The 12,315-nt window shown below is 62.7% G+C and carries 9 protein-coding genes; 5 read left to right on the top strand and 4 right to left on the bottom strand.

Annotated elements, in window-relative coordinates; genetic code table 11:
• Positions 1 to 145: 145 nt before the first annotated feature.
• Together RGM2987_RS07895 and RGM2987_RS07890 are read right to left on the bottom strand one after the other, a co-directional pair.
• On the bottom strand, positions 146 to 505 hold the full coding sequence (locus RGM2987_RS07895) for a PilZ domain-containing protein (protein ID WP_245139538.1): 360 nt from the start codon (positions 503 to 505) through the stop codon (positions 146 to 148).
• Between the two features lie 290 nt (positions 506 to 795).
• Positions 796 to 1,170: a tetratricopeptide repeat protein gene (locus RGM2987_RS07890; protein WP_245139537.1), complete on the bottom strand. Its 375-nt coding sequence runs from the start codon at positions 1,168 to 1,170 to the stop codon at positions 796 to 798.
• Between the two features lie 325 nt (positions 1,171 to 1,495).
• Here RGM2987_RS07890 and pyk point away from each other — a divergent pair, with 325 nt between their 5' ends.
• Positions 1,496 to 2,947, top strand: coding sequence for a pyruvate kinase (gene pyk, locus RGM2987_RS07885; RefSeq protein WP_245139536.1), 1,452 nt, complete (start codon positions 1,496 to 1,498; stop codon positions 2,945 to 2,947).
• A 296-nt stretch (positions 2,948 to 3,243) separates the two neighbouring features.
• Here the strand turns inward: pyk and RGM2987_RS07880 are convergent, their stop codons facing one another.
• Positions 3,244 to 4,179 carry an iron-sulfur-binding ferredoxin reductase gene (locus RGM2987_RS07880; RefSeq protein ID WP_245139535.1) on the bottom strand — a complete coding sequence of 312 codons (936 nt, stop codon included), beginning with the start codon at positions 4,177 to 4,179 and terminating at the stop codon, positions 3,244 to 3,246.
• Complete coding sequence (locus RGM2987_RS07875) at positions 4,172 to 5,278, bottom strand: GGDEF domain-containing protein (RefSeq protein ID WP_245139534.1); 1,107 nt, start codon at positions 5,276 to 5,278, stop codon at positions 4,172 to 4,174. The genes RGM2987_RS07880 and RGM2987_RS07875 overlap by 8 nt, the downstream gene beginning before the upstream one ends.
• A 470-nt stretch (positions 5,279 to 5,748) precedes the next feature.
• Here RGM2987_RS07875 and RGM2987_RS07870 point away from each other — a divergent pair, with 470 nt between their 5' ends.
• From RGM2987_RS07870 to RGM2987_RS07855, 4 genes are all read left to right on the top strand, one after another.
• Positions 5,749 to 7,272: a fumarate hydratase gene (locus tag RGM2987_RS07870; protein ID WP_245139533.1), complete on the top strand. Its 1,524-nt coding sequence runs from the start codon at positions 5,749 to 5,751 to the stop codon at positions 7,270 to 7,272.
• Between the two features lie 226 nt (positions 7,273 to 7,498).
• Complete coding sequence (locus tag RGM2987_RS07865) at positions 7,499 to 9,253, top strand: ATP-binding protein (RefSeq protein ID WP_245139532.1); 1,755 nt, start codon at positions 7,499 to 7,501, stop codon at positions 9,251 to 9,253.
• Between the two features lie 2 nt (positions 9,254 to 9,255).
• Positions 9,256 to 10,590, top strand: a complete 1,335-nt coding sequence (locus RGM2987_RS07860; protein ID WP_245139531.1) for a sigma-54 dependent transcriptional regulator — start codon at positions 9,256 to 9,258, stop codon at positions 10,588 to 10,590.
• Between the two features lie 289 nt (positions 10,591 to 10,879).
• Positions 10,880 to 12,199: an MFS transporter gene (locus RGM2987_RS07855; RefSeq protein ID WP_245139530.1), complete on the top strand. Its 1,320-nt coding sequence runs from the start codon at positions 10,880 to 10,882 to the stop codon at positions 12,197 to 12,199.
• Positions 12,200 to 12,315 lie beyond the last annotated feature (116 nt).

Raw genomic sequence — 12,315 nt, 5'->3', positions numbered from 1 at the left:
GGCTTGCTCGCGAAGGCGGTGTTTCGGCCACACATGTTTTGCCTGACACACCGTCTTCGCGAGCAAGCCCGCTCCCACAAGGGTTTATCGGCGACCGCTCAATCCGTGGCTGCCCCACATTTTGGATTGAGGCAAACCCGCACTATCAAGCCGAAGCCGGCAACGAATGAAAACTGAAATACTGCTGCAAGGCGCTCACCAGTTGCCCGTACTCCGGCGGCGCCCATTGCAGGCTGAAACCGGCGTCGAAATGTTGCGGCGTGACGTCTTCCTGGCACCACAGGCAATTGGCTCTCAATATGATGTTTTGCTGCGGCCCTTCATCGGCCGGGATTTTCAACAACAGGTCAAAATCTGCACCCACCATCAATGGCAACGGGCTGATCAGCATCAACCCATCTGCGGACACATTGCCCAAAAAACCGATGGGCTTGCCGTTGACACCATTGAAAACCTTCAGGAAACAGGGCAGATGCTGCCGCTCGATTCGCCGTTTTTTGTACATGTCTTGTATCGCTTTTTGAACGCTCCCTGACAGGAGCGGCCGAATGCTTCGGAACGGGCACACTTGAGCCCGCTCTCCCCGATCCCGGTGCCAGACGCTCAAATGCGCCTCGGCTTTACCGCTGCCGGTCACAGGTGCCTCTTGAATTTAGAGATTCAGCTCTAATATGACTTGTACAAATATAGCTGAAGGTTTTAGCGCAACCAGCCCTTGTACAAATCTTTCATCTTTCAATTGAATAGGGCAGTCGCGGCCAGGAATCGTTCCTGCCCGTATTGCCCGGGCGCCTGTCAGGACGCGGCGGGGCGGACCGTCGCGGCGCTGCGGGTCGGGTAGTGGCCCAGGCTCTGCAAGGTTTCCAGACGAGCGCGGGCGCGGAAGGCGTATTCGCTGTCAGGGTACTGCGTGATGATGAACTGGTAGGTCTGCGCCGCATCAATGAACAACTTCTGGCGTTCCAGGCACTGGCCGCGCAGCATCGAGACTTCCGGCTGCATATAGCGACGGGCGCGGCTGGCGCGGTCGACCTGGGACAGCTCGAGCATCACCTGCTCGCAATTGCCACGGTCATAGGCCTTGTAGGCCAGGTTCATGTGATGGTTCATCGACCAACGGGTACAGCCCGTGACGCTCAGGGCCAGGGCAACTAAAAGCACGAATCGCATGGGAGGTTCTCCTGTCTTGAGGTCTGTATCGACCTGGGTGGGAAAATCTTCAACCTGAAAGCGACTACCTTGGTAAGCACTTGTGGCGAGGGAGCTTGCTCCGCTGGGGCGCGAAGCGGCCCTGTCTTTTTGGGGCTGCTGCGCAGCTCAGCGGGAGCAAGCTCCCTCGCCACAAGAGCAGTGCCCGGCTTTACCCTTCAAAAGGCGTGAATATTTTCAGGAATGTTCATTTCGAAAAACAAACGAAAAAGTAGTGCAGATGAACAATGACTACACCCAAAGAGCATAGTAGCCTTCGCTGGCGCTTGAACCTGAGGAGTCTTGCATGTCCGTCCGTCGTACCAAAATCGTCGCTACCCTTGGCCCGGCCAGTAACTCGCCGGAAGTTCTCGAACAGCTGATTCTGGCTGGCCTGGACGTCGCCCGCCTGAACTTTTCCCACGGCACCCCCGACGAGCACAAGGCTCGTGCCAAGCTGGTGCGCGACCTCGCCGCCAAGCATGGCCGCTTCGTTGCCCTGCTGGGTGACCTGCAAGGCCCCAAGATCCGTATCGCCAAATTCGCCAACAAGCGCATCGAGCTGAAGATCGGTGACAAATTCACCTTCTCCACCAGCCATCCGCTGACCGAAGGCAACCAGCAGGTCGTGGGTATCGACTACCCGGACCTGGTCAAGGACTGCGGCGTAGGCGACGAGCTGCTGCTCGACGACGGTCGCGTCGTGATGCGCGTCGAAACCGCCACCGCTACCGAACTGAACTGCGTCGTGACCATTGGCGGCCCGCTGTCGGACCACAAAGGCATCAACCGTCGTGGCGGTGGCCTCACGGCGCCGGCCCTGACCGAGAAAGACAAAGCCGACATCAAGCTCGCTGCGGAAATGGAAGTCGACTACCTCGCCGTGTCCTTCCCCCGTGACGCCGCCGACATGGAATACGCCCGTCAACTGCGCGACGAAGCCGGCGGCACCGCCTGGCTGGTGGCGAAGGTCGAACGCGCCGAGGCCGTGGCCGACGACGAAACCCTCGATGGCCTGATCAAGGCGTCCGACGCGGTGATGGTGGCCCGTGGCGACCTGGGCGTGGAAATCGGCGACGCCGAGCTGGTGGGCATCCAGAAGAAGATCATCCTGCACGCCCGCCGCCACAACAAAGCGGTGATCGTGGCGACCCAGATGATGGAGTCGATGATCCAGAACCCGATGCCGACCCGCGCCGAAGTGTCCGACGTAGCCAACGCCGTGCTCGACTACACCGACGCGGTGATGCTCTCGGCCGAAAGCGCTGCCGGCCAGTACCCGCTCGAAGCGGTGCAGGCCATGGCCCGCATCTGCATCGGCGCTGAGAAGCACCCTACCGGCAAGACCTCCAGCCATCGCATCGGCAAGACGTTCGAGCGCTGCGACGAGAGCATCGCCCTGGCGACCATGTACACCGCCAACCACTTCCCCGGTGTAAAGGCGATCATCGCCCTGACCGAAAGTGGCTACACGCCGCTGATCATGTCGCGCATCCGTTCCTCGGTGCCGATCTACGCGTTCTCCCCGCACCGCGAAACCCAAGCCCGCGCCGCCATGTTCCGTGGCGTCTACACCGTGCCGTTCGACCCGGCCGCCCTGCAACCGGGCGAAGTCAGCCAGGCCGCGGTGGACGAACTGGTCAAGCGTGGCGTGGTGCAGACCGGTGACTGGGTCATCCTGACCAAGGGCGACAGCTACCACACCATCGGCGGCACCAACGGGATGAAGATCCTGCACGTTGGCGACCCGATGGTCTGAGTGTCTAGTTGATAGACAAAAGCCCCGCCCTGTGAATGGCGGGGCTTTTTGGTTTCTGGCCTTGGGAAAAGTCGTGCCTGAACTACCGTCATCGCGAGCAGGCTCGCTCCCACAAGGGATTGTGCGAACCCTGTGGGAGCGGGCTTGCTCGCGAAGGCGGTAGCACATTCAACAGGGATGCAAGCTGACCCGACGCTTTCGCGAGCAAGCTCGCTCCCACAAGGGATTAGCGCAAACCCTGTGGGAGCGAGCCTGCTCGCGATGAGGCCAGCCCAAGCACTACTGAAAATCAGCGCTCAACCACGGGGCAGGAACACATCGGCCAGCAGTTGATTGCGCGGCAGGCCGGCCAGGTACAGGCGTTTGGCAAAGGCCTCGACCCGGTCGGGATGGCCGCAGAGCAAAGCCTGGGTTTGCCGGGAGACAAGCCGCAGTTGCGCCAATGCAGACGGTGCCTCGGCTGCGGTCAGCAGCTCGACACTGAGGTTCTGGTGCTTGGCCTCCAGCGCCGCCAGGGGTTTGGCCAGGTAATGCCCGGGCGCATCATGGGCCACGTGAATAAGGCGGATGGCACCTTGGTGACGCTGGCGCAGGGCTTCGCGCAGCAGGCCGAACAGCGGCGCCAGGCCGGTGCCGGCGGCCAGCAGCCACAGCGGTCGGCCACTCCAGTCAGGGTCGTAGTGCAGCGCACCGCCGCGCAGTTCACCGAGGCGAATCGTGTCGCCGGCCTTCAGTTGGCGCGCCGCATCGATGAACTGGCCGGGGTCGCGACAATCGAGATGGAATTCCAGGAAACGGTCTTCCTCCGGCAGGCTCGCCAGGGAATACGGCCGAGCCACGTTGCCCGCCCATAGCACCAGATGCTGGCCGGCCCGGTAACGCAGCGCCCGCTCCGGGGTGATACGCAAGCGCAGCACCTCGCCGCCCAGCCAATCCACTGCCGCCACCATGGCGGCCTGGCCGTCGCGCTGCGGGTCAAACGTGTGGATTTGCACATCATCGAGCACATGGCATTGGCAGGCCAGCCGCCAGCCCTGATCGCGCTGCGCCGGGCTCAAGGCATCCGGTCGGCTATCACGGACATCACCGCCGACACACTGCACCAGGCAGGCATGGCAACTGCCGGCGCGACAGCTGTAGGGCACCGCTACCCCCGCTTCATTCAACGCGTCCAGCAAATTACTGCCCGCCGCCACCGTCCATTGCCGACCGGCGGCTGTCAGTTCAGGCATCGACGTGCTCCCAAGCGGCGGCGCAACGATTGCGGCCGTCTCGCTTGGCACGGTACAGGGCCTGGTCGGCACGCTGCAATGCGTCGTCCAGGTCATCATCCATTTCCAGCATGGTCATGCCCGCCGACAGGCTCAGGGCACCCACCTGCAGGCCGACCAGCTCGACTTCGGTAAACGCCAGCCGCAGGCGCTCGCAACAAGCGGTCAGGCGCGAGGGATCGCAGGCCGGCAAGAGCATGACGAACTCCTCGCCGCCATAGCGGGCCAGCACATCACCCTCGCGCAGGCAGGCCGTGGCGACCGATGCAAACGCCTGGAGCACCTGGTCGCCGGCGGCGTGGCCGTGCAGGTCGTTGATGCGTTTGAAATGGTCGAGGTCGATCAGCGCCAGGCCATGGGCGACGTTGGGCCTGAGGGTGTTCAGTTCCCGGGATGCCAGGCGCAGGAAATGCCGGCGGTTGAACAGCCCGGTCAGTTCGTCGGTGGCCACCAGGTCTTCAAGCTGGCGCATCATGCCGCGCAAGGTGTCCTGGTGTGCCTGCAAGGCAAACCGGCGCTGGCGCATGCGCTGGCGTGAGGTCTGGACGTAACGGGCATAGAACACCAGCCAGACCAGCACCATCAGCAATACGCTGACCTGCAACCCGGCCAGCGTCGGGTCGGGAAGCCGGAAGAAGTAACCGTCCCAGAGGGTGATACCGCTGAAACTGATAAACACCAGCATCGCACAGCGCACAAAGGCTCGCCGGGACAGATGGAACAGGCCGAACAGCAGGATCAGCACATAGAACACCAGGAACACGCCCCGGGCCTGATCCAGGTGCGCCATCATCCAGGTCTGCCAGCCCAGGCCGATCAATACCTGTATCTCGGTGAGGCTGGGGTCGGCGAAGCGCAGATTGCGCTGGGTGATAAACGTCGCGAACAGCCCGGCCTGGCACAGCACCACCAACACGCTGCCGATGATGACACCGCGCAACGAGTCCAGGTAATGACCACTGAAAAATGCCAGCCACAACAACACCAATGCCAGCGCGTAGGTCGCAGCCGCCAAAGCGAAGCGTTTCAGCAAAAGACGTTGAATGGCGTTATGGGTCAATCGTTGACTCACCATGGGAAAGGAGAACTGACAGAGGCGTCCTACGCTACAGGCCAGACGCCACTTTAGTGGCGTGCTCGACAAATGACCATTCAATTCTGGAGCAGAAAAATGGCGTCAAAGCAATGGCCCAGATTGACGCAGTATTTACGGCCCGAAGCGCTAATTCTTGTGGCGAGGGAGCTTGCTCCCGCTGGGCTGCGAAGCGGCCCCAGGCTCGCAGGCGATTGCTGCGCAATCGAGCGGGAGCAAGCTCCCTCGCCACAGGTTCCACTTCCCACCTCATCAGTGCGTCGTGATCGCGAGCAAGCTCGCTCCCACAGGATGCCCGCCTGCGATATACTGCCGCGCCTTTTTAGCGTCGCGCCAGCATGCCCGGCGTGCCTTACAGAGATGCCGTCCGTCGACCGATGCACCCAAGCGGCCGGTAGCTCATTGAATGTTCCCGTCTTTAGAGAGGAGCGCGACTCATGACCGTGATCAAGCAAGATGACCTGATTCAGAGCGTTGCCGACGCCCTGCAGTTCATTTCCTATTACCACCCCGTGGATTTCATCCAGGCGATGCACGAGGCCTACCTGCGCGAAGAATCGCCGGCGGCCCGTGATTCCATGGCGCAGATCCTGATCAACTCGCGCATGTGCGCCACCGGCCATCGGCCGATCTGCCAGGACACCGGCATCGTGACCGTGTTCGTGCGCGTGGGCATGGACGTACGTTGGGATGGCGCGACCATGAGCCTGGACGACATGATCAACGAGGGCGTGCGTCGCGCCTACAACCTGCCGGAAAACGTCTTGCGCGCATCGATCCTTGCCGACCCGGCAGGCGCGCGCAAGAACACCAAGGACAACACCCCGGCGGTCATCCACTACTCCATCGTCCCGGGCAACACCGTGGAAGTGGACGTGGCGGCCAAGGGCGGCGGCTCCGAGAACAAGTCGAAGATGGCCATGCTCAACCCGTCCGACTCGATCGTCGACTGGGTACTCAAGACCGTCCCGACCATGGGCGCAGGCTGGTGCCCACCGGGCATGCTCGGCATCGGCATCGGCGGCACCGCCGAGAAGGCCGCCGTGATGGCCAAGGAAGTGTTGATGGAATCCATCGACATTCATGAGCTCAAGGCTCGCGGCCCACAGAACCGCATCGAAGAAATGCGCCTGGAGCTGTTCGAGAAGGTCAACCAACTGGGCATCGGCGCCCAGGGCCTGGGTGGCCTGACCACCGTGCTCGACGTGAAGATCATGGACTACCCGACCCACGCCGCCTCCCTGCCGGTGTGCATGATCCCCAACTGCGCCGCCACCCGTCACGCCCACTTCGTGCTGGACGGCTCAGGCCCTGCCGAGCTGGAAGCGCCACCGCTGGACGCCTACCCGGAAATCGTCTGGGAAGCCGGCCCGTCGGCGCGCCGCGTCAACCTCGACACCCTGACCCCGGAAGAAGTGCAGAGCTGGAAACCGGGCGAAACCGTGCTGCTCAACGGCAAGATGCTCACCGGTCGCGACGCGGCGCACAAGCGCATGGTCGAGATGCTGAACAAGGGTGAAAGCCTGCCGGTGGACCTCAAGGGCCGCTTCATCTACTACGTCGGCCCGGTTGATCCGGTGGGCGACGAAGTCGTCGGCCCTGCCGGCCCGACCACCGCCACGCGGATGGACAAGTTCACCCGTCAGATCCTCGAGCAGACCGGCCTGTTGGGCATGATCGGCAAATCCGAGCGCGGCCCGACCGCCATCGAAGCGATCAAGGACAACAAGGCCGTGTACCTGATGGCCGTCGGCGGCGCCGCTTACCTGGTGGCCCAGGCGATCCGCAAATCCAAAGTCCTGGCGTTCGCCGAACTGGGCATGGAAGCGATCTACGAGTTCGAGGTCAAGGACATGCCGGTGACCGTTGCGGTCGATAGCCAAGGCGAGTCGGTGCACATCACCGGCCCGGCGATCTGGCAGAAAAAGATCAGCGACAGCCTGGCAGTGGAAGTGCAGTAACACGCACATCGATGCTGTAGAAAAGGCCGGTGAGCGACATGCCCACCGGCCTTTTTTTGTACTCGGATACCGCGGTTGAACCCTGTGGGAGCGGGCTTGTTCGCGAAGGCGGTGTGTCAGTTAACAACTATGTCGACTGATACACCGCCTTCGCGAGCAAGCCCGCTCCCACAGGGCGAGCACCATGCTATCGTGCCCGCCCGACTTTCGATCCTTTTAGCCCAGCATGCTGCCGACTCCCCGTACCCTGCGCCTGTCGTTGTACACCCTGCTGATCCTCACCGGCGCTGCGCTGGCCGCTACCCTCGCCGTGCGCCACGCCGAAAGCCAGGCCCTGGAGGAAGACGCCCATCGCGCCAGCCAGCAGTTGGCGTTGTACGCCAACTCCCTGCACACCCTGATCGAACGTTACCGCGCGCTGCCCGCCGTGCTGGCGCTGGATCCTGAGTTACGCGCGGCGCTCAAGGGGCCGGTGGATGCGGCGCAACAGGACGGATTGAATCGCAAGCTGGAACAGATCAACGGCGCCGCGCAGTCATCGACCCTGGAACTGCTCGACCACACCGGCCTGGCCGTCGCGGCCAGCAACTGGCGGCTGCCCAGCAGTTACGTCGGCCATAACTATGGTTTCCGGCCCTATTTTCTCCAGACCCGCACCCAAGGCACCGGGCGTTTTTATGCGGTGGGCGTCACCAGCGGCATACCCGGTTACTTTCTTTCCAGCGCGGTGACCGGCGACAACGGTGAGTTCCTCGGCGCGATGGTGGTCAAGCTGGAGTTTCCGGAGCTGGAGCGCGAATGGCGCCAGGGCAGTGACACGCTGCTGGTCAGCGATGCCCGGGGGATTATCTTCATCGCCAATCGCCCGGGTTGGCGTTACCGCCATCTGCAACCCTTGACCGACAGCGACCGCGCCGAACTCAAGGCGACCCGCCAATACGACAAACAACCGCTGCAACCGCTGGCCGTCGAAACGCTGCGCCGCTTTGACGACAACAGCCATCTGGCCCGGGTCGAAGCGCCCAAGGGCACGGCGGATTATCTGTGGGAATCGCTGCCGTTGGCGGGCGAAGGCTGGACGCTGCACTTGTTGCGTCGCCCGCAGATCGCCTTCGAAGACCTGCGCAATGCCGGGCTCGCCGCGGCCGGGCTGTGGCTGGCGCTGGTGTTCCTGTTGCTGTTTCTCAACCAGCGCTGGCGCCTAGCCAAACTGCGCCAGCGCAGCCGCGAGGAACTCGAGCGCCTGGTCGAAGAACGCACCCGAGACCTGCGCACCGCCCAGGACGGGCTGGTGCAATCGGCCAAGCTCGCGGCCCTGGGGCAGATGTCGGCGGCCCTGGCCCATGAGATCAACCAGCCGCTGACCGCCCAACGCATGCAATTGGCAACCCTGCGCTTGCTGCTGGACCATGGCCGGGTCGATGACGCCTACAAGGCCCTCAAACCGGTGGACGACATGTTGACCCGCATGGCCGCCCTCACCGGCCACTTGAAAACCTTCGCCCGCAAAAGCCCCAGCGGCCTGCGCGAACGCCTGGATCTGGCAGCGGTGGTGGACCAGGCGCTGCAACTGCTGGACACGCGCCTGCGGGACGAACAGGTCAGCATCGTGCTGCACCTGACCCGCCCGGCGTGGGTGCGTGGCGATGCGATCCGTCTCGAACAGGTGCTGATCAACCTGCTGCGCAACGCCCTCGACGCCATGGCCGGGCAACCCCTCAAGCGCCTGGAAATACGCCTGAAGGCCGATGAACAACTGTGGCACCTGAGCGTCAGTGACAGCGGCAGCGGGATCGCCGAGGATCATCTGGCCCAGGTGTTCGATCCGTTTTTCACCACCAAGGCCGTGGGTGACGGACTGGGACTGGGGCTGGCGGTGTCCTTTGCAATCATTCATGAAGCCGGCGGGCGACTGACGGCGCAGAACCATGAGAACGGCGCAGTGTTCTGCGTGACCTTGCCCATCGACCCGGAGGCGTAGCCATGCTTGATTCAGTGATGGTGGTGGACGACGAAGGCAGCATTCGCAGCGCCATCGAGCAATGGTTGAGCCTGTCGGGCTTTAAGGTGCAGCTGTTCAGCCGCGCCGAGGAGTGCCTGGCAACATTGCCGGAGCATTTCCCCGGGGTGATCCTCAGTGACGTGCGCATGCCCGGGCTCAGCGGCCTGGAATTGCTGGCACAAGTGCGTCGACGCGATCCGGACCTGCCGGTGATTCTGTTGACCGGCCACGGCGACGTGCCGATGGCCGTGGAGGCGATGCGCGACGGTGCCTATGACTTCCTGGAAAAACCCTTCAGCCCCGAAGCCCTGCTCGGCAGCCTGCGCCGGGCGTTGGACAAGCGCACCCTGGTCCTGGAAAACCGCCGCTTGCACGAGCAGGCCGATGCCCGGGCCAGACTCGACGCAACACTGCTGGGGGTTTCCCGGGCGCTGCAAAACCTGCGGCGCCAGGTGCTGGACCTGGCGACATTGCCGGTCAACGTGTTGATCCGTGGCGAAACCGGCAGCGGCAAGGAACTGGTCGCCCGCTGCCTGCACGATTTCGGTCCCAGGGCGAGCCGGCCCTTCGTCGCGTTGAACTGTGCGGCCATCCCCGAACCGCTGTTCGAGGCAGAATTGTTCGGTCACGAAAGCGGCGCGTTCACCGGCGCCCAGGGCAAGCGCATCGGCAAGCTTGAATATGCCGATGGCGGCACTTTGTTCCTCGATGAAATCGAAAGCATGCCCCTGGCCCAGCAGGTCAAGCTGTTGCGCGTGTTGCAGGAACAGAAGCTTGAACGCCTGGGCTCCAACCAGAGCATCCACGTGGACCTGCGCATCATCGCCGCCACCAAGCCGGATCTGCTGGACGAAGCCCGCGCCGGGCGCTTTCGTGAAGACCTGGCTTATCGCCTGAACGTCGCCGAACTGCGCCTGCCGCCGCTGCGTGAACGCCGTGAGGATATTCCACTGCTGTTCGAACATTTCACCCACAGCGCCGCCGAACGCCTGGGCCGCTCGGCCCCGCCCTTGAGTGGCGCGCAACTGAGTTATCTGCTCAGCCACGACTGGCCGGGCAATGTGCGCGAACTGGCGAACGTCGCCGAACGCCAGGTGCTGGGGCTGGATCAGCTGCAAGCCTTGGAGGCGGACCCCGGCCAGTCCCTCGCCGCCCAGCAGGAAGCCTTCGAAGCCCAATGCCTGCGCGCCGCCCTGACCCGGCACAAAGGTGATGTGAAAGCGGTGTTGGAAGAACTGCAACTGCCGCGCCGCACCTTCAATGAAAAAATGCAGCGACATGGGTTGAGTCGGGAGATGTTTGTGCAGGACAGCTGAGGTTTGTACTGACCCTACTGGCCCCATCGTCGGATCGCCGCCCGGAGCAAGCTCGCTTGTGTACACAAGTCAAAAATGCGGGAGCGAGGCTCGCGATGAGACCGGCACAGGCACCTCCAAATCAGCGGATTCCCGCTTATCATCAAGCCAGAATAAGCGGATTTCCGCTCATCAAACACGACAAACCCCTCTAAACCGGCCCTCAACCACCTGGCACAGCTCCTGCTATAGCCATGGCAGGCTGCGTTCCCACGCGCTCCACAACAACAATTAAACGAAGGATCCTTCAATGGATAACTCCAACGCCCTGCCCATTGGGTCGGCCGCCGTGCCCGCCCGTGAAAGAACCACCGCCAGCCGGATCAAATCGATCTTCAGCGGCTCGGTCGGCAACATGGTCGAGTGGTATGACTGGTACGTCTACGCCGCTTTCTCGTTGTACTTCGCCAAGGTCTTCTTCCCCAAGGGCGACACCACCGCCCAACTGCTCAACACCGCCGCGATTTTCGCCGTGGGTTTCCTGATGCGTCCGATCGGCGGCTGGCTGATGGGCCTCTACGCCGACCGCGCCGGTCGCAAGCGCGCACTGATGGCTTCGGTGTACCTGATGTGCTTCGGCTCACTGATCATCGCCTTGAGCCCGGGCTATGAAACCATCGGCGTCGGCGCACCGATCCTGCTGGTGTTCGCCCGCTTGCTCCAGGGCCTGTCGGTGGGCGGTGAGTACGGCACTTCGGCGACTTACCTGAGCGAGATGGCGACCAAGGAACGTCGCGGCTTCTTCTCCAGCTTCCAGTACGTCACCCTGATTTCCGGCCAGCTCATCGCCTTGGGCGTGCTGATCGTGCTGCAACAGTTCCTCACCACCGAGCAGCTGTACGCCTGGGGCTGGCGCATTCCGTTCGCCATCGGCGCCCTGTGTGCGGTCGTGGCGCTGTACCTGCGGCGCGGCATGGAAGAAACCGAGTCGTTCACCAAGAAGGAGAAATCCAAGGAAAGCGCCATGCGCACCTTGATGCGTCATCCCAAGGAACTGATGACCGTGGTCGGCCTGACCATGGGCGGCACGCTGGCGTTCTACACCTACACCACCTACATGCAGAAATACCTGGTGAATACCGTCGGCATGAGCATCTCCGACTCCACCACCATTTCCGCTGCCACGCTGTTCCTGTTCATGTGCCTGCAACCGGTGATCGGCGGGCTGTCGGACAAGATCGGACGCCGGCCGATCCTGATTGCCTTCGGCATCCTGGGCACGCTGTTCACCGTGCCGATCCTCACCACCTTGCACACCATCCAGACCTGGTGGGGCGCGTTCTTCCTGATCATGGCCGCGCTGATCATCGTCAGCGGCTACACCTCGATCAACGCCGTGGTAAAAGCCGAGCTGTTCCCCACCGAAATCCGCGCCCTGGGCGTCGGCCTGCCCTACGCCCTGACCGTCTCGATCTTCGGCGGCACCGCTGAATACATCGCGCTGTGGTTCAAGAGCATCGGCATGGAAACCGGCTACTACTGGTACGTGACGGCGTGCATCGCGGTGTCGCTGCTGGTGTACATCACCATGAAAGACACCCGCAAGCATTCGCGGATTGTGACTGACTGACAGGTGTTTATGCAGTCACTACTCTGGTGATTGCAAGGGCCCTTTCGCGAGCAAGCCCGCTCCCACAGGATCTGCGCTGAACCTGTGGGAGCGGGCTTGCTCGCGAAGGAGCGACT

Origin of the sequence: Pseudomonas sp. RGM2987, assembly GCF_022952855.1 — a bacterium.
Classification (GTDB): domain Bacteria; phylum Pseudomonadota; class Gammaproteobacteria; order Pseudomonadales; family Pseudomonadaceae; genus Aquipseudomonas.
This window is presented reverse-complemented; position numbering and strand designations above follow the sequence as displayed.